Source organism: Streptomyces sp. x-19 (assembly GCF_046549115.1).
GTDB lineage: Bacteria > Actinomycetota > Actinomycetes > Streptomycetales > Streptomycetaceae > Streptomyces > Streptomyces albulus_C.
The window spans coordinates 206,254-228,001 of the sequence record NZ_JAJPWK010000007.1; the positions used below are offsets into that span (position 1 = coordinate 206,254).

A 21,748-nucleotide genomic window follows, 5' to 3' on the forward strand; every position below is an offset into this window, starting at 1 on the left:
GAGCGATCACGAGGCTACAGGTGGAAACGGTTTCCATTAGCCATAGGGGCTCGCTTTCACTCCGGAGTGGCACCCCACCACGGAGCACGGGCACCGAGGCGACGCGGGGCACGGACCGGCACTCATCTCAGGGAAGCGAGCACCGCGAGCAAGCGGTCGATCTCGTCGGGGGTGTTGTAGACGTGCAGGCTGACCCGTACGGAGCTGGTCCGCTCGTCCGCACCCGCCTGGCAGTGGCCGTCCGTGCGCACCATGAACCCGTGGCTGAAGAGGATGAAGCCGAGGTCGCGCGCGCCGATGTCGCGGTGGCGGAAGGTGACGATCCCGCAGCGCTGCTGGACCGGTGCGTCGGCGGCCAGACTGCGCTGGCAGCCCAGCACGTCGTACGCGTCGAGGTGGCGCAGCCCCTCGGACAGCCGGGCGGCCAGCGCGACCGTCCAGTGCGCGATCCGGTCGGTGCCCGCGGCGGTCAGCCAGTCCAGCGCCGCCGCCAGGCTCGCGATGCCGGTGGTGTTGGGGCTGCCGCGCCAGCCGCCCGGACGCAGCTCCGGGCCCCGGGTCTGCCGCGCCCAGAGCGCCCCGGAGCCGGGCAGTGCCAGCGCCTTGTGCCCGGAGAACGCCACGAAGTCCACGTCGAGGTCGGCGACCGAGACCGGCAGGTGGCCGACGCTCTGCGCGGCGTCCAGGCAGATCGGCACGTCCGGCCCGACCGCGCGGCGGATGAGGTGCACGTTCATGTTGCCGCCGTAGACGTGGTGGACGTGGGTGGCGGCCACGAAGCGGGTGCGGGGGCCGACGAGTCGGGCCAGCGCCGCCGGGTCGTAGTCCCCGGAGGAGGACTGGTACGGCAGCTCCCGCACCCCGATCCGCACGCCCTGCCGCTCCAGCAGGCGCTGCGCCTCCAGCCAGGGCTCCAGGTTGGCCTCGTGGTCGGCGAACGGGACCACGATCTCGTCGCCGTCCGCGAGGAGCCCGGGCAACCAGTCCCGGGCGACCAGGCGCAGCCCCTCGGTGGTGCCGCTGGTGAAGTGGACCGCCGACCGCGCCGGATCCGGGTCGCCGAGGAAGCCCTTGATCCGTTCCCGGACGTCGGCCACCAGCGCGGTGGAGGCGTTGGCCCACGGGTAGGAGCCACGACCGGCGTTGGCGTGCGCGGCGGTCAAATGGTCCTGGACGGCGTCCAGCACGGCCTGCGGCTTCTGGCCGGTGGCGGCGCTGTCCAGGTAGGCCAGCTCCGGGTTGGCGGCGATGATGGGGAACTGGGCGCGCAGGGCGCGCTGCCACGGCCTCAGCTCCGCGAGGAGCGCGGCACCCTGCCCGTGCGCGGCGATCGGGGCCATCGCGGTCAGTCCCGGACCAGCGGCGCGCCGGCGTCCCGCCAGGCGATGACGCCCCCGGTGAGGCTGCGGACGTCGGGATGGCCCATCCGGGTCAGCAGGGCGGCGTAGCGGGCGGACTGCTCGCCGACGGGGCAAACCAGCAGCACCGGCTGCCGGGTGCTGAACGGCAGCCCGCCCCGCACCAGTTCGTCGAAGAGCTCGTCCACGATGTTGATCGCTCCCTCGATGTGCAGTGCGGCGTACGCGAACGGACTGCGCAGGTCGACGACGAGCGGGCGGTCCCGCTCGATCCACTTCTGCGCGTCCGGCGTCTCGACGGCCGGGGCCGCGGCGATCTCGGCGTCGGTCAGGTCGGCCGGGTCGTTGCGACGGGGCGGTTGACGGAACAGGTCGGGGCGGCGGCGCTTGGTGTAGCTGAGGTAGCTCTCGATCCGGTCGCAGACGATGAACACGGCCGATCTGCGGACCTCCGAACCGGCTCCTTGCTGTTCCGCCAACTCGGCGTCCAGGGACCGGAGGTGACGGACCGTCCCGTAGTACGCGGCGCCGCCGGTGGGGCCGGCCAGGATCCCGCAGCGGCGGGCCAGCGTCAGCATGCCCTCGATGGCCTCGTCGGAGGTGACCGCCGCGACCGTGTCGTACGTCGCTGGGTCGAAGAGGCCGACCTCGTGGACCTCGTCCAGGGTGCGGATGCCGGGGATGAAGTCGGACTTCGCCGCGACCAGGCCGACGACCTGCACCCGGGGGTCGTGCTCGCGCAGCACCCGGGCCACCCCGGTGGACGAACCGGCGGTGCCGACGCAGGCGACGAACCAGTCGGGGGCCCGCCCGTCCAGGTCCTTGACGATCTCCGGGCCGGTGCCGGTGGCGTGCGCCTCGGTGTTGCGGGGGTTGAAGTACTGGTCGGTGTGGAGGTAGCTGCTGCCGGGTTCGGACAGCTCCCGGTGGAAGAGGGTCAGCGGGTCGTCGGTGTTGGTCGGGTCCAGGCATTCGCTCTGCCCGGGCAGTTCCTCGATGTCGGCGCCGAGTAACAGCAGCAGGTCCTTTATCTCCGGTATGCGCATCCGGTTGGTGACGCTCTTGAACCCGAGCCCGTGCATGCCCGCGATCACCGCCAGTGCCTTGGCGGTGTTGCCGCTGGAGAGCTCCACGACCTGGCTGCCGTGCTCCGCGGCGGCCGTCAGGCCCGGCCGCGCCATGTTCCAGGCGGCCCGGTCCTTCACCGACCCGAAGGGGTTGAGCAGTTCCAGCTTGGCGTACAGGTCGATGTGGTGCAGACCGTGGACGGCCGGATCGATCCGTACCAGCGGGGTGTTCCCGATGGCCTCGGTGATGCTCTCGTACCTCATGGCTCTCCCCCTGGACGTGTGATCGGCCAGTACTGCTCGTCGAGGCACCAGCGCCAGGAACCCTCCTCCTGCCAGGCGGCGACCTTGCGCGCGACGGGCTGGTGCTGCGCGCGGCTGGTCTGGAAGTCCATGCAGTAGCCGGCGGTGTTGGCGAAGACCAACAGCTCGCCGGGGCGGGGCAGCCGGGGCAGGAACACCATCCGACGGGTGATCAGGTCGGCCTCCAGGCACAGGCTGCCGGCGAGGTAGACGCCGGCCGCCGGACCGTCGCCGGCCACCGCGCGGGCGCCGTCCCGCCCGAGCAGCACCGGGTCCATCAGCACCCCGTGCTCCTCCAAGGCGGCGTCGTCGGCCTTCATCGCCAGGCGCACCAACGGCTCGCCGCTGTCCGTGCGACGCACCTCCAGCACCCGGGCCGCCACCAGGCCGCACTGGTCCACCAGCGCCCGCCCCGGCTCGGTGTAGAGGTCGTAGAGGTTCTCCAGCAGGAGGGTGGCCAGGCTCCGGCCGCCGAACGAGGCGGCGGGCAGCGCCAGCAGGTCGTCGAGGTAGCGGGCGCCGGCGACCGGGCGGTGGGCCGGGTAGAGGCCCAGCGCGCCGCGCAGCGTGCCCGCGTCGTTGCGGAGCCCGTAGCCGTGGCCGCGCCAGGTGAGCGGCGGGCGGTGGCCGAGCACGGCGGCGGTCAGCTCGGAGGTGTAGCGCTCCCACTGTGCCGCGTGCGCGAGGTAGTTGACGCCGAAGCCGCCGCCGATGTCCACCGCCCGCGGGCGCAGTCCGCGGTTCCGGCAGGCGTCCAGGGCCCGCACGCAGCCTTCGAGGGCGCGGGCCTTCTCCTCTGTACTGGTGGTGTCGAGGTGGTAGCCGACGCCTATCAGGTCGAGCACGTCGGCGTGCCGCTCGACGGTCTTCAGCAGGGCGTCCAACTCCCCCGCCGGGATGCCGAACCGGCTGGGCCGGGTCAGCACCCGCACACCGGGCCCGTCGAAGGCGGACAGTCGCACCAGCACCCGCATCCGGGCCAGTTGATGCGCGCGCACCAGGGCCGCCAGTTCGTCCAGCTCCGCGGTCGAGTCGGCGTTGACGGTGGCTCCGACCCGGGCGGCAAGCCACAGGAACTCGCGGTTCTTCGGCCCGGTCGCCATGATCCGGTCCGGGGCGAAGCCGGCGCCGAGGGCGTGCTGCAGCTCGCCGAGCGAGGCGACGTCCACCGCCGTGTCGGTCGCCGCCAGCCGGCGCAGCAGCGCGCTGGAGCGGTTGGCCTTGTGTGCGTAGAAGACCCGACCGCCCAGTCGGTGGGTGCCGTACGCGGCATGGAACCGCGCGGCGTTCTCGGCGATCTGGTCGGGCAGCACCACGGCCAACGGCGAGCCCAACGCGTCGACGAGCGAGGGGAGGAGGTCTCCCGCGCCCAGCAGCGCCGCCAGTTGCGGCTCCAGGCGTGGTTCCAGAGACAGCGGCTCCACAGACGGAGGCACAGCAGCCGCCAAGAGACCTCCTTCGAAGGGGGCGCGAACTCGACCCGCACGGTTCGCCGTTAACCACTTCCCGCTCCCGACGGCCTTTACGCCCGCCCGTCACCGGCCGCCCGGACTTGGCCCGAAGCGCCGGCCGTCCGCGGCGAACGGGCCGCCGCGGACGGCCGCCGGAGCCCGCGGGGAACCCCGAGTGATCCCGCCGCGGCGGATTCCCGACCCGCCCGGACCGACCGGGTACATGATGGGGTCGGACGCCCGACGGGACCCGGGTGGAGGACGGCAGAGCGGAGTACGGCGTGACGCGGATACTGGTCATCGGCGGCGGGATCGCCGGCACGGCGACCGCGCTGGCCCTGCACAAGGCGGGGTTCGACGTGACGGTGCACGAGGCGCACCACGACACGGCCGAGGACATCGGGGCGTTCCTGACCCTGGCGAGCAACGGCATGCGCGCCCTGGCGCAGCTCGACGCCTCGCACGTGGTGACCGCGCTGGGCTTCCCGCTGCGCGCGATGCGGGTCCTGGACGCCACCGGGGGCGAACTGGCCCGCGTGCCGCTGGGCGAGGCCGACGACGCGGTCCTGCGGTACCGGTGCCTGCGCCGCGGCGAGGTGAACGCCGCGCTCCAGGCGGAGGCCGTCCGCCGCGGCATCGGGTTCGCGCACGGGGCGCGGCTGGTGGCCGTGGAGGACGGTCCGGACCGGGTCACGGCGCGCTTCGCCGACGGCCGGGTCGCCACCGGCGACCTGCTCATCGGTGCGGACGGCCTGAACTCGCTCGTGCGGCGCACGATCGCGCCCGGCGTGCAGCCCGTCTACGCGGGCCAGTCCGTCTACTACGGCTACACCCGCCGCACCCCGGTCACGGAGGACACCGGCCACATCACCATGGTCCGCGGCACCACCTCCGCCTTCGGCTCCGCGGTCTCGCCGGACGGCGAGACGTACTGGTTCGCCCGGGTCTCCGGTCCGGCCGTGCCCGCCGAGGAACTCGCGCACCCCGCCCCCGCCCGCTGGCGCGAACGCCTCGTGGCGTCGCTGCGCGAGGACACCACCTCCGCCGCGGACATCGTCGCGGCCTCCACGGACGGCATCCTGGCCACCAACGCCACCGAAATCCCGGCCGGCACCCCCTGGCGCTCCGGACGGACGCTGATCATCGGTGACGCCGCGCACGCGGCGTCACCGGCGACGGGCCAGGGCGCCTCGATGGCGCTGGAGGACGCCGTTGTGCTCGCCAAGGCGCTGCGCGACCTGCCCGGTCCGGACGAGGCGTTCGCCCGCTACGAGGCGTGCCGCCGCCCGCGGGTGGAGTACAACATCACCGTCAGCGGGGAGCTGTCGCGCGGCACCCGGACCCCGCCGCGGGCCGGCCGCGCCCCGTCCGCCCAGCGCCCCGGTGACGACACCCTGGTCCCGATGTTGGAGTGGGACCGCGATCTGCGCAGCGTCTGCGTCAACGATCGTTGACGTGCGCGTCGGGCGGGCGCACTCTGGTGGTGTGGACGAGCGCCCGCGCGTAGTGGTACACCCGCCGTCGGCGACCGGTGGTCGACGGGTGACGGTGGACGCCGAACCTCTCGGGACGGCGTACAAGCCCGGTGACGTCGTCGACTTCCTCTCCCGCGCCGGGATCGATCCGGACGCCGTGTGGTTCGACGACCCGACGGCGCTCGAATGGCGCGGCGGCGGACCGGACGTCTGGGCCCTGTGAGCACGGGTACGGGCCCGGTCGGCGTCCGCCCGCCGGCCGTTCGGCGACACATCATGCCGCACCGGTCCGGGCGGATGCCCCGCGGATCGCGCGCCCGGCGCGGGGCGGCGCGCGGGGGCGCGGAGTTGCCCACCAGCGCTCCGCCTCCCAGGTGTCCGCGGCCCGGGCCGGTGTCGTTTTGGAGTCGGGCCGATTTCTCCATACGATCCGGCGATGATCACCAGAACGATCACCAAACGGATCTCCAGGAGAAGGCTGGCGGCCGGGGTGTGCGGGCTGCTCGCCGCGATGGCGGTGACGCTGTCGCCCACACCGGCCGCCGCCGGCGAACCCACCCCGGGAACGGCCCCGGGGGCCGCCCCCAAGGTCGAGCTGACCCTCGACGTCAGCGGCTCGATGCGGGCCCGGGACATCGACGGGCAGAGCCGGATGGCCGCGGCGAAGCAGGCGTTCAACGAGGTGCTGGACGCCGTGCCGAAGGACGTCCAGCTCGGCATACGCACGCTCGGCGCCACCTACCCCGGCAACGACCGGCAGGTCGGCTGCAAGGACACCAAACTGCTCTACCCCGTCGGACCGCTCGACCGGAACGAGGCCAAGACCGCGGTGGCCACGCTCGTGCCCACCGGTTGGACGCCGATCGGCCCGGCCCTGCAGGCCGCGGCCAAGGACCTCAAGGGCGGTGACGGGCAGCGCCGGATCGTCCTGATCACCGACGGCGAGGACACCTGCCAGCCGCTCGACCCCTGCCAGGTGGCCCGGGACATCGCCGCCCAGGGCATCCACCTCACCGTCGACACCCTCGGGCTGCTGCCGGACGCCAAGACCCGCAGCCAGCTGAGCTGCATCGCCGAGGCCACCGGCGGCACCTACACCTCGATCCAGCACACCGACCAACTTCGGGACCGTGTGCACCAGTTGGTGGACCGAACGGCCCGCCGGGTGACCACCCCGGTGGCGACCCAGGGCGCCGCCCAGTGCGCCACCGCCCCCGAGCTGAAGCCGGGCCTCTACAGCGACCGTGAGAAGTTCGCCGAGCACCGCTGGTACCGGGTGGACGTCAAGCCGGGCCAGGAGCTGCGCGCTTCGGTGAGCATCGGCGCGGACCGCGCGGTCAACGACGACTACGGCGTGCTGCTGCGGGCCTCGACCGTGCACGGCCGGGAGATCGTCCGCGGTGCGGAGGCCGGTGACGGCCGGACCGACGTCATCTCCACCGGACTGCGCTACGCCAAGTCCGAGGTCGACGCCTCGGACGACGCCACCAAGGACGCCGCCGAGACGGTCTGCCTCCAGGTCAGCAACTCCTTCTCGGCGGGCCCCTCGGTCAAGACCGAACCGGGCCTGCCGGTGGAACTGGCCGTGGACCTCGTCGACGGGCCGCACGACGCCTCCGACGTGGCCTCCTTCGGCCTCGGCCGAGGCTGGTGGCTGCTCGGCGCCCTCCTGCTCGCCGGATTCGTCGGCGGTGTCGTGTGGGGCTGGATCTCCCGTTGGCGCATCACCGTCTGGAGGACCAACTGATGTGGAGCGTACGTAAGGTGACGGGCCGTGCGCTGCGGACGGCCGGACTGCTGGCCGGCGCCGCGGCCCTGGCCCTCGCCGGTGGCGTGGCCGGCGCGGGCGCGGCCGTCGCCGACAGCCCGAGCCCGAGTGCCAGCCCGAGCGACGGCGGGGACGCCGCCAAGGGCCCCACCGAGGCGGGCACCTCCTTCCGCACGGCGACCCCGTTCGCACTGGACCAGCGCGCCACCGCCAGCGCCTCCACCGGGGACTACCTGTACTGGGTGCTGCCGGTCGACGCCGGGCAGCAGGTCACGGTCAAGGCCAAGGTCACCCTGCCGGCGTCCGCCCGACACGGCGCGGCCACCTGGCAGTTGGACGTCTACGACGGGCTGCGCCGCCGGCAGGCGTGCCGGTACGGCGCGCAGACGAAGGCCGCGGCCCAGGACGCCGCGACGGTCGAACTGTCCTGCGCGCTGCGCACCGTGCGCGGCTGGGCGGAGCAGTGGTCGAACGATCCGCTGCCGGGCGACTACTACGTCCGGCTGACCGCCGTCGGCGTGCCGGCGGAGGACCTGGGCCAGCCGGTCCAGGCGGAGGTCCAGGCGTCCGCGAACGACGCCGGCGGCGCCCAGGCGGTGGACGGCAAGCTGTCCGCCCCGCTGGTGCCGGGCGCCGGGTCGCCCACGCCCGCACCGCAGCCGAGCGCCTCCGCGGAGCAGCAGGCCGCGGACGGCGCGCCGGACGGCGGCTGGTCCGCCGGCTGGTGGTCGGACCGCTGGGTGTGGACCGCGGTGGGCGGTGTGCTGGCGGCCCTGGCGGGCATCGGCGGCTACCGGCTGACGCGCGGCTCGGGCCGCCCCGCGCACCTGCCGCCGGGCGTCTGACCGGGCCGACGGTCGAGCCGGGCGGTCGCGGCGGGGCTCCCCGCCCCGCCGGGGCCACCCGGCCGCCGGAGCGGCTCCGCCCCCGCCTCGTGCGGGGGCGGCCCTGCGCGCGCGGGGATCGCCGCAGGTGTAAAGAAGAGGTATGCGTGTCCCGCGCGGTCTTCCCGGCAACGGCCGGCCCTGGCGGCTGCGCCACGGGCTGCCGGCCGTCCCGCTCGCGCTGATCGTGGCGATCACCCTGCTGGACGTCAACATGCCCACCACCATCCACCTGGGACCGTTCCTGGTGGTGGCCCCGGCGCTCACCGCGTCGTTCGCCGGCGCCGGGCTGACCGGCGCCGTCGGCTTCCTGGCGGTGGCCGCCCAGGTCCTCATCGGCCACCTGCACGGCGGGCTCACCACCCCGAACCACGAGGCGCAGATCGCCGGCCTCTTCGTGATCTCGGTGCTGCTCACCCTCTACCGCTACGCCCGAGACCGGCACCAACGGCAACTGAGCCGGGTCCGCTCGGTGGCGGTCGCCGCCCAGCAGGTGCTGCTGTGGCCACTGCCGCGACGCATCGGGCGGCTGCGGATCGAGTCGGCGTACATCTCGGCGGAGGCCGAGGCGGAGATCGGCGGCGACCTCTACGGGGCGGTACCGCTGCCCGGCGGGACCCGGCTGGTGATCGGGGACGTCCGCGGCAAGGGCCTGGCCGCGATCGGGGAGGCCGCGGCCCTGGTCGGGGCGTTCCGCAGCTCGGCCTACCAGCACCTGCCGCTGACCGCGGCGGTGGCGCACCTGGGCAACTCCGTCCACTGGAACACCGCGAACGCCCCGGAAGAGGACCTGGAGTCCTTCGTCACCGCCCTGGTCCTGGACGTCCACGACGACGACCCGACCATCGAGATCGTCAACTGCGGGCATCCGCCGCCACTGCTGCTGGGCGGCGGTCGGATCAGGTCGCTGGATGCCGCCGAGCCGGCGGTGCCGCTGGGGCTCACCGCCCCGGTGGAGAGCGACTACAAAGTCGAGAGCTTCACGTTCGCGCCCGGTGAGGTGCTGCTGCTCTACACCGACGGCGTGATCGAGACCCGGGACCGGGCGGGAACGTTCTATCCGCTGACCGACCGGCTCGCCTCGTGGCACGAGACCGATCCGGCCGCGCTGGTCCGGCGCCTGCACGACGATCTGCTGCGGTACGCGGGCGGCACGCTCAACGACGACGTCGCGATGGTCGCGCTCACCCGGCCGCCCGGTCCCGGCCCACGGTGACGGGCCCGGTCACCGCCCGCGGATCCGGGCGGCCAGCACCGCCACGTCGTCCTCGACGTGCCGGCCGCCGAGGCGACGCAACGCCTCGTCGAGGAGGTCCGACGGGGCGGCCCCGGCGGGCAGCCGCAGCCCGGCGAGCCGGGACAGCGAGGCGTCGATGTCCTCACCGCGCCGCTCGACCAGGCCGTCGGTGAACATCAGCAGGGTGTCCGCGGGGGTGAGGCCGCTGGTGACGAGTTCGTAGCCGCCGGCGCCGGTGCCCAGCGGCGGTCCGGCCGGCACGGCCAGCAGCCGGGCTGAGCCGTCGGCGCCGAAGACGACCGGCGGAAGGTGGCCGGCGCTGGCGAAGGAGGCGATCGAGCGGGCCGGGTCGAGCTGGGCCAGCAGACAGGTCGCCGGGCGCCGGCGGTCGTCCCGGGACACCACGGCGTCGAGCTGACGCAGCACCCGGTGCGGTGGCAGCTCGGCCGAGGCGACGTAGCGCAGGGCGGAGCGGTAGGCGCTCATCTCGACGGCGGCCTCCAGCCCGTGCCCCATGACGTCGCCCATGACCAGCAGGGTCCGTCCGTAGTGCAGCCGTATGGTCTCGCACCAGTCGCCGCCGACCAGGGCCCCGCGCTCGGCCGGCAGGTAGCGGGTGGCCAGCTCCACGTTGGGGTGCGGTCGGCCGGGCTCGGCGAGCAGGGCCCGCTGAAGGTCCAGGGCGGTGCGCCGGGCCGCGGCGTGCCGGCGGGCGTGCGCGAGGTGGACGGCCGCGAGGCGCGCCGCGTGGTGGAGGGTGGCGGTCTCGTCCGCGGTGAAGTCGCCGTCGGCCCTGGCGGCGCGCAGCACGCCGTGCAGGTGCCCGTGGGCGAGGAGCGGAACGGACACCGGGGCCGGCGCGCCGCCGCGGTCGGCTTCCAGGAGGTGGGCGCGGCCCTCGGCCGCCACCCGGTGGAGCGTCGCCCGGGCCACGGTGGCGGCCGGGTCCGCAGCGGTGTGCTCGGCGTCGTCGGGCACCGCATCGTCGGGAACGGCGTCGTCGGGCACCGCATCGTCGGGAACGGCGTCGTCGGGAACCGCGTCGTCGGGGAGCAGCTCCACGGCGGCGGCGTCACACAGCGAGCGGCAGACGAACCGGGCCAGTTCCGTGCAGGTGGTGCGGGCGTCCAGCGTGGTGCCGATCCGCTCGGCGGCTTCCTCGGCGGCGCGCAGCCGCGCCCGTTCGGCATGGCCGGTGCTGCTCGCGCTCATGGACCCACTTCCGGAACCGCCGGTGCGGAGAGCCGTCGAGGTCGGGTGGTGGGGTGGCTCCCCCGCGCCTTCGATCAAACACGGTGCGGAAGCCACCGGTCCGCCCCTGTGGGCGGAGGGCGGATGAATTCTGGGTGCACGCTCGTTCCCCGGGCGTACGCCGGGGCGTCACCGGGCGGCCGGCACGCGGCCCGCGGTGGTCCGTTGGGCGGGCGGGAGGTAGGCACGGTAGCCGCGGAAGAGGCCGCTGTCGGTCAGGGGCACGGGCCGCCAGTCGCGGGCGAAGGCGGGCGCGGCGTCGCCCGGCGGGACGAGCAGCGCCACGGGCCGGCGGGCCGCCGCGGCGCGCAGTCCCCCCGGGGTGGTGCTGGCGTCGGGCCCGGCGGTCTGCCGGGAGGAGCAGCCGGCGTAGTAGGCGAGCTGCACGGCGTGGTCGCCGGAGAGCACGCAGGGCGGCCGCACCCCCCGCGCGTGCAGGGCGTCGGCGGCGGCCGTGAAGTCCGCGCGCATGTGGCGGTTGCGGGCCGTGTTGCCGGTCAGCACGGCGCCCTGGACGGCCAGGTGGGCGGCGAGCACCACGGCGAGGAGGGCGGTGGCCCGCGGCCGGAACCGGCCCCCGGGAGCGACCGCCCGCCACAGGGCGTCGGCCGCGGGCAGGGACAGCAGCGCGTAGGCGGGCAGCAGGAAGCGGGGCGCGGCGTAGTCGATGAGGAAGAGGTACGGGACCGCCAGCGCCACCGCGACGGCGGCGGGCAGCACGGCGGTGGCCGGGCGCCGGGCCCGCACCGCGACCCGGATGCCGACGGCGGTGAGCAGCGGCAGCGCAAAGAACCACGCGGCGGTGTAGGGGTGGCTCCAGGGCACGTCGCAGGGCCGGCACAGCCCGCGCCCGTCCAGGCTGCGGATCTGGTCGTCCACGGCGGGGTGCCAGCCGATGCCGCCCTGGATCTCGGCGGCACGGTGCAGCCGGGCCGGCAGCCCGCCGTAGTGGGTGTACGCCTCGACGATCCAGTCCGCGGCGCCCAGCAGCAGCCCGGCCGCCAGCAGCAGGACCAGGGCCGGGCGCCGCCACCGGGGCACCGCCAGGGCCGCCGCGGCCGGCACGAGCACCAGCCAGCCGGCGTCCGGCGGGCGCATCAGCGCCACCACCGCGACGGCCAGCGGGAGCCCGACCAGCGCCCGGCGGTCCGTGCGGTCCCGTACGGACCGCAGGAAGCAGCCGGTGGCGGCGAGCGCCCCGTAGGCGGACCAGAGGTTGGGCATGACCTGGGGGCCGTAGTACAGGGTGATCCAGAGGGTGGCGAAGAGCGCGCCGGCGAGGACCAGCACCCGGGTGGGGAGCAGGGGGCGCCAGACCCGCAGCGCCGCCCAGAGTCCGACGCCCGAGAGGACCGCGAGGGCGAGCCGCAGGGCCGTGGTGGCGGAGGTCAGGGCGGCGACCGGAGCGATGAGGTACGTGATGCCGCGGGCCCGCGGCGCGCTGAAGAAGGCGGCCGGGACGTCCCGGGCGACCTGGCTCGCGTAGACCGTCTCGTCCCAGCCGAGCCCGGTACCCGGCACCACCAGGACCAGTTGCAGGAGGGTGAACGCGGCGCCGGTCAGCGCCAGCCACGGCAGCGGGTGCCCGGTGGGCCGCGGTGCGGCGGACGGGCTGCGGGCCGGCGCCGTGCGCACCGCCGGGCCGTCCGGGGCGGACCGGCTCTCTTCCATGAGCAGACCTCGCGGGGTGGAGTGGGCGCCCGTCGGGAGCCGGTCGGATCCTGGCGCCATCATGCGGGCCGCGGACCGGCCCGGCACCCCGCACGCGCCTGTTCGGCACCGGCTTCGGCCTGCCGGCGCATCCGGCGCGCCGCCTACACTGGGCGCTCTGGGGCAAGGGGCTCCCAACGGGACGGAGAGCGGCAGTGGTGAGGAGCATCGAGGGGACGGCCGCGCCGGTCGATCCGCCCGCCGACGTGCTGGCCGAGGCGGCCGCGATGTTCGGCCTGCTGGCCTCTCCCCCGCGCCTGCACCTCGTCTGGGCGCTCGCCCAGGGCGAGAGCGACGTCAGCGGCCTCGCCGAACGCGTGGGCGGCGCCCTGCCCGCCATCAGCCAACACCTCTCCAAGCTCAAACTGGCCGGCCTCGTCCGCTCCCGCCGCGAGGGCCGCCGGGTGGTGTACTTCGTCGACGATCCCGAGACGGTCGCGGTGATGCGCACGCTCGTCGTCCAACTCGCCGCCCGCGGCGAGGGCGCCGCGCCGGCCCGCCCGCGTCGGCTCGGTGCCTGAGATCACCGCGGCGCCGGGGACCGACCCGCTGTCCCCGGACGCCGATGCGGCGCGCACGGCTGCGGCCGAGCCGGTGGGGGGACCGGTGGAGCCGGCGGCGCTCACGGCGTTGCAGCTGATGCGGCGGTTGGACAGCGGGCCGCGCGGACTGACCGAGGCGCAGGCCGAGGAGCGGTTGGCCCGGTTCGGGGAGAACACCGTCCCGTCGTGGCGGCCGGTGTCCTGGCCGCGGCGCTTCCTGGGCGCGCTGCGGGACCCGTTCACCACGGTGCTGCTGTGCCTGGGGCTGGTCTCGGCGGCCGTCGCGTCCTGGGGCACGGCCTGCGTGATCATGACGCTGGTGGTGGTCAGCTGCGCGCTGCGGTCCGGCGGCGAGCACCAGGCCGGCCGGGCGATGGCGGCGTTGCAGGAGCTGGTCGCCACCACGGCGACGGTGCAGCGCCGGCCGGACGGGGACGCGGCGCCGCAGGTGCGGGAGGTGCCCGTCGACCAGTTGGTGGTCGGTGACCTGGTGCGGCTGGGTCCGGGCGACCTGGTGCCGGCGGACCTGCGACTGCTGCGCGCCAGCGGGCTGACGGTGCACCAGGCGGCGTTGACCGGGGAGTCCGCGCCGGTGCCGAAGCAGGCACTGGACGCCCCGCCCGACGGCCACCCGGACGCGTCCGAGCCCCCGCACGTGTGCTTCCAGGGCAGCAGCGTGGCGACGGGCAGCGGGACCGGCCTGGTGGTCGCGACGGGGGCGGACACCCGGTTCGCCGCCGCGTACCGCGGGCGGGCCCGGCGGCGCGGCGAGACCGCCTTCGACCGGTCGGTGCACGGCATCGCCTGGACGCTGATCCGCTTCATGCTGCTGACCCCGCCGCTGGTGCTGATGGCCAATGCCGCGCTGCGCGGGCGGGGGCTGGAGACGCTGCCGTTCGCGGTGGCGGTGGCGGTGGGCCTGACGCCGGAGATGCTGCCGGTGATCGTGACCACGGCGCTGGCCCGCGGCGCCGCCCTGCTCGCCCGGACCAGCGGGGTGATCGTCAAGCGGCTGCCCGCCCTCCACGACCTCGGCGCGATCGACGTGCTGTGCCTGGACAAGACCGGCACCCTCACCCAGGACCGGCCGGTCGTGGTGCGGTCGGCCGGCCCGGACGGCGCACCCGACCCGGAGGTCCTGCACTGGGCGGCGGTGAACAGCTTCTGGACCATCGAGCTGGCCGAACTGCCGGTGCCGGACGCACTGGACGAGGCGATCCTGGCCGCCGCGGACGAACAGGACACGGATCCGCTGGAGTACGACGGGATCGCGGCGCTGCCCTTCGACCCCGTGGTGCGGATGTCCACGGCGGTGATCCGGCAGCCGGGGCGGCACGGTGTGCACACCCTGGTGGTCAAGGGCGCCGTGGAGGACGTCCTCGCCCGGTGCGGGCGGGTGCGCGCCGACGGGGCGGAGACCGAGCTCGACGACGCGGCGCGCGAGCGGCTGCTGGGGTGGGCCGCCCAGGAGGCGGCCGACGGCCTGCGGCTGCTGGCGGTGGCCCGCGGCGAGCGCCGGCCCCGGCTCGGCGGGTACGCGGACGGGGACGTGCGGGGGCTGACCTTCGTCGGTTTCGTGGCGCTGAGCGACGCGCTGGCGCCGTCCGCCGAGGACGCCCTGCGGGTACTGGCCGAGCGCGGGGTGGCCGTGAAGGTGCTCACCGGCGACCACCCGGGGACCGCCGCCCGCGCCTGCCGGGACCTGGGGCTGGCCCCGGGCGAGGTGCTCACCGCCGGCCGGCTCGCCGGGCTGACGGGCCCGGCGCTGGCGGAGGCGGTCGAGGGGGCCGCCGTCGTGGCGCGCTGCACGGCCCAGGACAAGGCCCGGATCGTGACGGCGCTGCGGGGTGCCGGGCACACCACCGGGTTCCTGGGCGACGGGGTCAACGACCTGCCGGCGCTGCACGCGGCCGACGTGGGGATCTGCCCGCGCGGGGCGGTGCCGGTGGCGCGCGAGGGCGCCGACGTGGTGCTGGCGGAGAAGGACCTGACCGCCATCGACCGGGCGATCACCGCCGGCCGGAACGCCAGCGGCAACATCGGCGCCTACCTGCGGATCACCCTGTCGTCCAACCTCGGCAACGTGATCGCGATGCTGGCGGCGGGGCTGCTGCTGCCGTTCCTGCCGATGCTCCCGGCGCAGGTCCTGGTGCAGAACCTGTGCTTCGACGCGGCGCAGCTCTCGCTCGCCTTCGATCAGCCGGCGGTGGGCGCGGCGCGCCGGCCGGCGGTGCTGCGGCCGCGGGTCTTCCTGCGCTTCATCACCGCGTTCGGCCTGATCAACGCCACGGCGGACCTGGCGACCTTCGCCGTGCTGGCGTTCACCGCGAAGGTCACCGCCGGGACGGACAGCCCGACGATGTTCCACGCCGGGTGGTTCACCGAGAACCTGCTCACCCAGGGCATGGTGATGTTGCTGCTGCGTACCGGGCGGCGGGCGGCGGAGCGGCGGACGGTGGGCCCGGTCCACTTGGCCGTGACCGCACTGGCGGTGGTCGGTCTGCTGCTGCCGGTCTCGCCGCTGGCGCCGGTGCTGGCCATGTCGGCCCCGCCGCCGCTGTACTACCTGCTGCTCTCGGTGGTCCTGATGCTCTACGGGGCGGCGCTGGCGTTCGCGCGGATGCGGTACGCGCGCCGGGAGAACGGTGCGGGCGGGCCCGGCGGATCAACGGACTGATCCGCCGGGCCCGCGCCGGCGCCGGGAGGTCAGCGGGGCGGGCGGCTCACCAGTCGCCGCCGCCGAAACCGCCGCCGTCGAGGCCCCCGCCGTCGAATCCGCCGCCGTCGCCGAAGCCGCCCCCGAAGTCCGCGGGGTTGAAGTCGGCGCCCGATGCGGTACCGCCCTCGGGGCCATTGGCGAACGACGAGTCGGCGTAGGCGGACGGGGCGCTGAGCACCGAGCCGAGCAGGGTGCCGGCGACCATCGCGGTGAGCACGCTGCCGCCGCCGAAGTAGCCGCCGGCCCACGGGGAGTAGGCCGGTCCGGCGTCCCAGTAGGGTTGCGGGCCGCCCGGAGTCTGGACGGTGCGGGCCATCGGCTCCAGGCCGTCGGCGATCCGGGTCGCGTCGGCGGCGCACGCCGGGACCTGGCGCGGCGTGCCGCCGGTCGGGGCCCACTGGACGTCGGCGGTGGAGGGTCCGTGCCGCGGGTCGAAGAAGCAGGGCAGCCGGCGCTCGGGCAGCGGGGCGCCGGTGCGGCGGGCGGCCAGGGTGGCCAGCGCGAACCGGCCGTCCTCCAGGGCCTCGGTCACCGGCCGGACGTCCTCGGGGCGGCGGGCCTCGGCCATCTTGGACTTGGCGAGGTCGTAGGCGTCCAGGGCGCCGGTGTAGTCCGTGCGCATGGCGTCGGTGGCGCCGGGCTCGGAGGGGTTGAAGTCGAGGCGGTCCAGTTCCTCGCCGAAGGCGGTGATGTCCTCGTCGACGACCACCCGCAGCGCCTCCAGTTCGGCGCGTTCCCGCTCCTCGCGCTGCTTCTTGGCCCGGCGGAAGAGGGCGTAGCCGCCGACGCCGCCGACCACCACCACGGCCCCGCCGACGAGCAGCCCGGTGGCGGAGCCGCCGTCGCCCGCGTTCCAGGAGGACGGTGCCTCGCCGCGGGCCTGTCCGACGGCCTGCTGGGCGAAGTCGGTGACCATGCCCTTGGCGTCGCCCTTGTGGGAGCGCCGCACGGCACCGGTGAGGTTGAAGGCCGCGTTGTGGGACAGCACCTGCGGGTCGGCGCCGGCGTTGAAGCCGTTGGGGCCGAGGTGGACGGCGTAGACGCCGGTGATGCCGACCTTGGTGCGCAGGTCCCGCAGCAGCGTGGCCGGGGGGAACTCCGGGGCGGCCGGCAGGACGGCCACGAAGACCGGCTTGTCGGCGTCCCGTATCTTCTGCGCGAGCGCGTTGCGGTCGGCGTCCGGGAGCTGGTCGCGGACGCGCGGATCGACGTAGACCGGGCTCTTCTTGAGGGCGTCGGCCACCGCGTCCAGGCCGGTGCCGGTGGCGTGCGCCGGCTGCGGCAGGACGGCCGTCCCGGCGAGCAGCGCCAGGGCCGTCAGCAGGAATGCGGCGAGGACCCTGGGCAGGACTCTGGTCAGAACGCCGGGCGAGGGCCGGCGGAGGGCTGTCATGGGACTGATCTTCTCCTCAACGTCAGGACGACAGGGGGGACATGGGCGGAAGGTGACGTACCGGTGCCGGTGATCGCCGCGAGGCGCTCCGGCTAACCGTACGAGAGATCGGCGCACGGGTCGTCGGCGGCGGACCGCCCGGCCCCGGCCGGCGCCGGCGGTGCGGGCGGGCCGCCGGCGCCGGTGGCGGGCCGGTCGGCGTAGTCCCGGCCGAGGGTGAGGGCGATGCCGGGGGCTGCGGTGGGTTGCAGGAGCGCGCCGGGGAAGTGCTGGACGACGGTCCGCGCCCGGTCCTGCTGGCCGGGGCCGTAGGCGACGAGGGTGGTGGCGTGCTGCTGGGAGCCGGCGGTGCCGGTGGCGAGGACGGTGAACCCGGCGGCCCGTAGTTCGGCGGCGGCGTGCGCGGCCAGCCCGGGCACGGTGGTGCCGTTGTGGACCGTGACGGCGATGCCGGTGCCGGGTGGGGCGGGGGGCGGCGGGGTGGCGGCCTTGCCGTCGTCCGGCGTGCCGGACCGTCCGGTGCCGCCGGTGCCCAGGTCGTCCACGGTGCGGTCGGCGCGCAGGGCGGCCCAGAGTTCGTCGGCGGCGGGGTGGACGACCGCGACCCGGGCGCCCTGGTACCGCCAGGGCAGGGTGCGGAACTTGGTGTCGTGCAGGTCGACGTCCTTCATCGACAGGGCGAAGGCCAGCAGCCGGTCCGCCGTGCCCAGCCCGGGGTCTACGGTCAGGGCCGCGGTGGCCGCCCGGGCCAGCGGGAGCAGCGCGGAGGGGTTCATGCCGCGGGCCCTGACCTTCTTGACGAGTGCGGCGGTGAACGCCTGCTGGCGTTTGATCCGGCCGATGTCGGAGCCGTCCCCCAGTCCGTGCCGGAGCCGGACGTAGTCCAGTGCCCGCTGGCCGGAGACGGTCTGCGGGCCGCGGGGGAAGACCAGCTTGCCGGGCGCTCCCAAGTGCGGGTTGAGGTCGCCCTCGTGGACGTCCTGGGGCAGGCAGACCGGCACCCCGCCGACCGCGGTGGTCAGCGCGGCGAAGCCGGCGAAGTCGACGACGACGGTGTGGTCCACCCGCAGCCCGGTGAGGGCTTCGACGGTGTTCTGGGTGCAGGCGGGGTTCCCCTTGGCGGTGCCGCCCACGGTGAACGCGGAGTTGAACATCGCGGCGGAGCGTGGTGGCGTCCACCGCCCGTCGGGCAGCCGGCACGGCGGGATCTCCACGAGGGTGTCGCGGGGGAAGGAGACCGCGAGCGCGTGCCGGCCGTCGCCGTGGACGTGCAGCAGGAACGCGGTGTCGGAGCGCCCCACGTCGCCCTCCCCGCCGCCGAGGCGGCGGTTCCCGCCGGCCCGCGAGTCGGAGCCGATGACCAGGACGTTGCTGCCGGCGCCGGCGGCGGGGCGGTCCCGGCTGAGGCCGTCCGCGCCGAAGGTGGTGATGTCCCCGTTGAGCTGGAGGTAGAGCCAGCCGGCGCCGGCGACCAGCAGGACCAGGAGCGCCAAGGTCGTCGCGGCGGTCATGCGCACCCCGCGCCGCGGCCCCCGGACGAGTCCCTCCCCGCCCCCCTTGCCGCCTCCGTGTGCGGCCCCTGCCGCGTGGCTGCGTGTCACGTGTACACCCTCGTCCGTGCTTTTTCCTGCCGGCAGACGGATCCCCCCTGCCCAGGGTTATACAGTTGCGCAATGTAGCAAGTGAAATTCCGGCCGGGTCCGCGCGACGACGGCCGCGAAGACCGACCGTGGTGACAACGAGAGAAGGGTGGCAGCGATGCTGCGCAATGGACTGGAACCCTGGCACCTGCTGATCGTGGCGCTCGTGGTGATTCTCCTCTTCGGCTCCAAGAAGTTGCCGGACACCGCCCGGGCACTGGGTAAGTCGCTGCGCATCCTCAAGAGCGAGACCAAGGCGATGAAGGAGGACGACGGCACGCCGCCGACCACCGCCTACGCCCCCGGCCCGGCGGAGCCCACGGAGTCCGCGCGCACCATCCACCCGGCGCCCGGCGCAGCCGCCACCGGCGGCGCGGCACCCGGCGGCATGGGCACCGAGCGACCGGCCGCCGCCCACGCGGAGCGGGAAGCCGGCCCGAACCCCGCACACTGACGTCGGCCGACCGGCGCAACGCACCGCACCCCGTCCACCGAGGACCGCCGCCCACCGTGGGACCGCTCCTCGCGGGCGACCCGTCGAGGACCGCCCACCGAGGGCCTACCCCGCTTCCGGGGCCCGACCCGCCGCGTACCTCACGGACTCACGCCGTCGAAGCCGTACCGCAGCGGCTCGCTCTTGACCTTCAGGTCGCGGCGGTAGATGTGCAGTGCCGCGACCTGGAGGCCGTCCGGGGCGCTCTCCACCCGGCAGGGACGGCTCACTTGGAGCACGCCCGGCCGGCCGGTCACCCGCAGTCGCACCCCGTCGGCGGGGCCACCGGTCAGCACCGCGACCTCCCACCGTTCCACCTCGACACCCACGCCCGTCACCGCGACCGATACCGCGTCCTTTTCGTCCATGAGCAACACTTTAGGGATTGCGCAATCAGGGAACCATCAAGGGGTGCGCCGCGTTGTCCGGACAGTGGCCGCAACACGCCACCGTCCGCGGGGCGCCGCCCGGCACCGGGCCGGACCGTCGGGCAATCTCGGCCCTCTATCCATCGGGGAATACACGTGCACCAGAACGACCGCTTACAGGCACCGGACACCACCGCATTCGAGCGCACCGTGGACCAGGCCCTGAACTCCCCGGAGGTCAGGTCGGCACTGTCGCGCACGGTCGGTGCCCTCAACGCCGAGCAGTTGCGCAGCGCGGCGTTCGACGCACGCGACGCACTGGCCGCCGCGGCGGCCGCCGAACATCGCGAACTCGTCCGCCTGCGCGGCGCCGCGGCCGACGGCACCCGGACGGTACCGCCCCCGCCGGCCGTCGGGACGACATCCCGCAGCGGTGGGGTGCTCCCCGCGCTGGGCGTGCTGGTGCCCGGACTGGCCGCCACCGCCGCGGCCGTCTTCCTGCTGTTCGGCTTCGGCCTGCACACCGTGGCGGCACCGTCCCGGCTCGCCGACGAACTGATCGCGGCCGGCTGGACGTCCGCCGGGGTCGCCGTCGTGGCGACGCTGACCGGGCTGGTCTGGATGCTGGTGGCGGCCTCCCGCAACCGGGCGGCGGCCGAGGCCCGGACGCCGGACGAGACCGATCCGGCGGTCGTGCGGGCGCACGAAGCCTGGCAACTGGCGCTGCTGGAGCGGGCGATCACGCCCTTCCTGCTCGGTCGGATCGACCGGGCGACGGGCGACGGGAGACCCGGTGGCCGGCCGGCGCTCCCCCGCCCGGCCACGGCCGGGGTGTCCGGCGGCGGCGAGCCCCGTCCGGCGCCGTCCGACGGCCCCGGCTACAGCTCACCGGACTTCGCCGGCCCCGACTTCAGCAGCCCGGACTTCGGCCGTCCGGGCTTCTCCGGGCCGACCGCACCCGGGTCGCCCTGACCCGTGCCGCCGGGCCTACCGGCGGCACCCGCGGCGACCGGCGGTGCACCCGCGCGCCCCGGCCCGCCGGCAGGCCGGGAACGGAACCGGGGACGCGCGGGCCGGGAGTCACAGATGCGCGGCGATGGCGGGCATCAGGTCCTCGAACGTGCGGCCCTGGGCGGGCGTGCCGATCGCGGCCATCTCCCAACCGCCGCCCGACCGGAAGACCTTGGCCATGATCTGGGCGGTGTGCGAACCGCCGCCGGAGAGGGAGTAACGGGCCAGCTCCTGGCCGGTGGCGTCGTCGAGCAGCCGGCAGAAGGCGTTCTCCACCTCCTCGAAGGTCTGCCCGGTGAAGGAGTTGACGGTGAAGACGATCTGGTCGATGTGGACCGGCACCCGTGCCAGGTCGACCTGGATCGACTCGTCGTCACCGCCCTGGCCGGCGCCGCCGACGAGGTTGTCGCCGGTGTGCCGCACCGAGCCGTCGTCGCTGACCAGGTGGTTGAAGAAGACGACGTCCACGGGCTGCTGGCCGGCGAAGAGCACGGCCGACGCGTCGAGGTCGATCTCGCGGGCGGTCAGCCGGGCCAGGAAGCCCTTGCGGCGCGCCGCCTGCCAGCCCAGCCCCATCCGGACCACGCTGAGCGCGCCGCCGTCCGACTTGCTCAGGCTGACCTTCTGGCCCTTGCTCAAATTCACACTCATCTGATTCCCCATGTGTCGGTCTCAACTGGAAACGGACGCGCCGGCACGGCAGTTCCGGCTTCCACCGACGAATCCACGATCCACCTCACAGTAGAAGCCGACATTCCGGGACGGAAATCGATATGGCCGCCGGTGCGGGCCCGCTTCAGTTCCGGGAATTGCCGAACAGCAACCGGTAGACCACGAGCAGGACCAGGGCGCCGGCGATGGCCGCGATCCAGGTCGCGAGGTCGAAGAAGTTGTGCGCGATCGGCCGGTGCAGGAGCTTCGCCGACAGCCAGCCGCCGATGAACGAACCGGCGATGCCGATGAGCGTGGTGCCCACCAGCCCGCCCGGATCGCGCCCGGGAAGAAGGAACTTGGCTATCGCCCCGGCCAGGAGCCCGAGCACGATCCAGCTGATGATGCCCACGGGACATCCTCTCCT

General features: G+C 74.8%; 19 protein-coding genes. 9 read left to right on the forward strand and 10 right to left on the reverse strand.

Annotated elements, in window-relative coordinates; genetic code table 11:
* Positions 1-122 precede the first annotated feature (122 nt).
* Genes ACLJT4_RS19805 through ACLJT4_RS19815 form a run of 3 tightly spaced genes read right to left on the reverse strand, consistent with a single transcriptional unit; the run spans position 123 to position 4,164 of the window.
* Positions 123-1,340: an aminotransferase class V-fold PLP-dependent enzyme gene (locus ACLJT4_RS19805; RefSeq protein ID WP_411123586.1), complete on the reverse strand. Its 1,218-nt coding sequence runs from the start codon at positions 1,338-1,340 to the stop codon at positions 123-125.
* Between the two features lie 5 nt (positions 1,341-1,345).
* On the reverse strand, positions 1,346-2,689 hold the full coding sequence (locus ACLJT4_RS19810) for a pyridoxal-phosphate dependent enzyme (RefSeq protein ID WP_411123587.1): 1,344 nt from the start codon (positions 2,687-2,689) through the stop codon (positions 1,346-1,348).
* Positions 2,686-4,164: a Y4yA family PLP-dependent enzyme gene (locus ACLJT4_RS19815; protein WP_411123791.1), complete on the reverse strand. Its 1,479-nt coding sequence runs from the start codon at positions 4,162-4,164 to the stop codon at positions 2,686-2,688. Before ACLJT4_RS19815 ends, ACLJT4_RS19810 begins: the two co-directional genes overlap by 4 nt.
* A gap of 296 nt (positions 4,165-4,460) precedes the next feature.
* Between ACLJT4_RS19815 and ACLJT4_RS19820 the strand changes: the two genes are divergently transcribed.
* The 5 genes from ACLJT4_RS19820 to ACLJT4_RS19840 all read left to right on the forward strand — a co-directional run bounded on the left by ACLJT4_RS19820 (position 4,461) and on the right by ACLJT4_RS19840 (position 9,522).
* A complete protein-coding gene (locus tag ACLJT4_RS19820) occupies positions 4,461-5,633 on the forward strand; it encodes an FAD-dependent oxidoreductase (RefSeq protein WP_411123588.1) in 1,173 nt (390 codons plus the stop codon).
* A gap of 94 nt (positions 5,634-5,727) precedes the next feature.
* Positions 5,728-5,877, forward strand: coding sequence for a hypothetical protein (locus ACLJT4_RS19825; RefSeq protein ID WP_411123589.1), 150 nt, complete (start codon positions 5,728-5,730; stop codon positions 5,875-5,877).
* Between the two features lie 213 nt (positions 5,878-6,090).
* Positions 6,091-7,401 (forward strand): VWA domain-containing protein, encoded by a 1,311-nt coding sequence (locus ACLJT4_RS19830; protein ID WP_411123590.1) that lies wholly within the window; start codon positions 6,091-6,093, stop codon positions 7,399-7,401.
* Positions 7,401-8,267, forward strand: a complete 867-nt coding sequence (locus ACLJT4_RS19835; RefSeq protein WP_411123591.1) for a hypothetical protein — start codon at positions 7,401-7,403, stop codon at positions 8,265-8,267. Before ACLJT4_RS19830 ends, ACLJT4_RS19835 begins: the two co-directional genes overlap by 1 nt.
* 142 nt (positions 8,268-8,409) lie before the next feature.
* A complete protein-coding gene (locus ACLJT4_RS19840) occupies positions 8,410-9,522 on the forward strand; it encodes a PP2C family protein-serine/threonine phosphatase (protein WP_411123592.1) in 1,113 nt (370 codons plus the stop codon).
* Positions 9,523-9,531: 9 nt separating this feature from the next.
* Here the strand turns inward: ACLJT4_RS19840 and ACLJT4_RS19845 are convergent, their stop codons facing one another.
* Complete coding sequence (locus ACLJT4_RS19845; RefSeq protein WP_411123593.1) at positions 9,532-10,755, reverse strand: PP2C family protein-serine/threonine phosphatase; 1,224 nt, start codon at positions 10,753-10,755, stop codon at positions 9,532-9,534.
* Between the two features lie 168 nt (positions 10,756-10,923).
* Complete coding sequence (locus ACLJT4_RS19850) at positions 10,924-12,465, reverse strand: hypothetical protein (protein ID WP_411123594.1); 1,542 nt, start codon at positions 12,463-12,465, stop codon at positions 10,924-10,926.
* 266 nt (positions 12,466-12,731) lie between these two features.
* Here ACLJT4_RS19850 and ACLJT4_RS19855 point away from each other — a divergent pair, with 266 nt between their 5' ends.
* Together ACLJT4_RS19855 and mgtA are read left to right on the forward strand one after the other, a co-directional pair.
* Positions 12,732-13,025, forward strand: coding sequence for an ArsR/SmtB family transcription factor (locus ACLJT4_RS19855; RefSeq protein ID WP_411123793.1), 294 nt, complete (start codon positions 12,732-12,734; stop codon positions 13,023-13,025).
* The gene (gene mgtA, locus ACLJT4_RS19860; RefSeq protein WP_411123595.1) at positions 13,018-15,723 is read left to right on the forward strand and encodes a magnesium-translocating P-type ATPase; all 2,706 of its coding nucleotides are present in this window, start codon (positions 13,018-13,020) and stop codon (positions 15,721-15,723) included. Before ACLJT4_RS19855 ends, mgtA begins: the two co-directional genes overlap by 8 nt.
* A 46-nt stretch (positions 15,724-15,769) precedes the next feature.
* On the opposite strand, the gene ACLJT4_RS19865 is transcribed toward mgtA, so the two are convergent.
* Together ACLJT4_RS19865 and ACLJT4_RS19870 are read right to left on the reverse strand one after the other, a co-directional pair.
* Positions 15,770-17,158: a hypothetical protein gene (locus ACLJT4_RS19865; protein WP_411123596.1), complete on the reverse strand. Its 1,389-nt coding sequence runs from the start codon at positions 17,156-17,158 to the stop codon at positions 15,770-15,772.
* A gap of 92 nt (positions 17,159-17,250) precedes the next feature.
* A complete protein-coding gene (locus ACLJT4_RS19870) occupies positions 17,251-18,669 on the reverse strand; it encodes an LCP family protein (RefSeq protein WP_411123597.1) in 1,419 nt (472 codons plus the stop codon).
* A gap of 247 nt (positions 18,670-18,916) precedes the next feature.
* Here ACLJT4_RS19870 and tatA point away from each other — a divergent pair, with 247 nt between their 5' ends.
* Positions 18,917-19,252 (forward strand): Sec-independent protein translocase subunit TatA, encoded by a 336-nt coding sequence (gene tatA, locus ACLJT4_RS19875; protein WP_411123598.1) that lies wholly within the window; start codon positions 18,917-18,919, stop codon positions 19,250-19,252.
* A gap of 140 nt (positions 19,253-19,392) precedes the next feature.
* On the opposite strand, the gene ACLJT4_RS19880 is transcribed toward tatA, so the two are convergent.
* A complete protein-coding gene (locus ACLJT4_RS19880) occupies positions 19,393-19,659 on the reverse strand; it encodes a hypothetical protein (protein ID WP_016578255.1) in 267 nt (88 codons plus the stop codon).
* Positions 19,660-19,815: 156 nt separating this feature from the next.
* Here ACLJT4_RS19880 and ACLJT4_RS19885 point away from each other — a divergent pair, with 156 nt between their 5' ends.
* Positions 19,816-20,631: a hypothetical protein gene (locus ACLJT4_RS19885; RefSeq protein WP_411123599.1), complete on the forward strand. Its 816-nt coding sequence runs from the start codon at positions 19,816-19,818 to the stop codon at positions 20,629-20,631.
* Positions 20,632-20,739: 108 nt separating this feature from the next.
* On the opposite strand, the gene ACLJT4_RS19890 is transcribed toward ACLJT4_RS19885, so the two are convergent.
* Together ACLJT4_RS19890 and ACLJT4_RS19895 are read right to left on the reverse strand one after the other, a co-directional pair.
* Positions 20,740-21,321 carry a TerD family protein gene (locus ACLJT4_RS19890; RefSeq protein WP_016574121.1) on the reverse strand — a complete coding sequence of 194 codons (582 nt, stop codon included), beginning with the start codon at positions 21,319-21,321 and terminating at the stop codon, positions 20,740-20,742.
* Positions 21,322-21,466: 145 nt separating this feature from the next.
* Positions 21,467-21,733: a GlsB/YeaQ/YmgE family stress response membrane protein gene (locus ACLJT4_RS19895; protein WP_411123600.1), complete on the reverse strand. Its 267-nt coding sequence runs from the start codon at positions 21,731-21,733 to the stop codon at positions 21,467-21,469.
* Positions 21,734-21,748 lie beyond the last annotated feature (15 nt).

Coding starts and splice junctions, on each gene's coding strand:
- ACLJT4_RS19855 (WP_411123793.1), top strand. CDS start 12,732: ATGTTCGGCCTGCTGGCCTCTCCCCCGCGCCTGCACCTCGTCTGGGCG.
- ACLJT4_RS19805 (WP_411123586.1), bottom strand. CDS start 1,340: ATGGCCCCGATCGCCGCGCACGGGCAGGGTGCCGCGCTCCTCGCGGAG.
- ACLJT4_RS19880 (WP_016578255.1), bottom strand. CDS start 19,659: ATGGACGAAAAGGACGCGGTATCGGTCGCGGTGACGGGCGTGGGTGTC.
- ACLJT4_RS19840 (WP_411123592.1), top strand. CDS start 8,410: ATGCGTGTCCCGCGCGGTCTTCCCGGCAACGGCCGGCCCTGGCGGCTG.
- ACLJT4_RS19870 (WP_411123597.1), bottom strand. CDS start 18,669: ATGACCGCCGCGACGACCTTGGCGCTCCTGGTCCTGCTGGTCGCCGGC.
- tatA (WP_411123598.1), top strand. CDS start 18,917: ATGCTGCGCAATGGACTGGAACCCTGGCACCTGCTGATCGTGGCGCTC.
- ACLJT4_RS19845 (WP_411123593.1), bottom strand. CDS start 10,755: ATGAGCGCGAGCAGCACCGGCCATGCCGAACGGGCGCGGCTGCGCGCC.
- ACLJT4_RS19830 (WP_411123590.1), top strand. CDS start 6,091: ATGATCACCAGAACGATCACCAAACGGATCTCCAGGAGAAGGCTGGCG.
- ACLJT4_RS19835 (WP_411123591.1), top strand. CDS start 7,401: ATGTGGAGCGTACGTAAGGTGACGGGCCGTGCGCTGCGGACGGCCGGA.
- ACLJT4_RS19810 (WP_411123587.1), bottom strand. CDS start 2,689: ATGAGGTACGAGAGCATCACCGAGGCCATCGGGAACACCCCGCTGGTA.
- ACLJT4_RS19865 (WP_411123596.1), bottom strand. CDS start 17,158: ATGACAGCCCTCCGCCGGCCCTCGCCCGGCGTTCTGACCAGAGTCCTG.
- ACLJT4_RS19890 (WP_016574121.1), bottom strand. CDS start 21,321: ATGAGTGTGAATTTGAGCAAGGGCCAGAAGGTCAGCCTGAGCAAGTCG.
- ACLJT4_RS19850 (WP_411123594.1), bottom strand. CDS start 12,465: ATGGAAGAGAGCCGGTCCGCCCCGGACGGCCCGGCGGTGCGCACGGCG.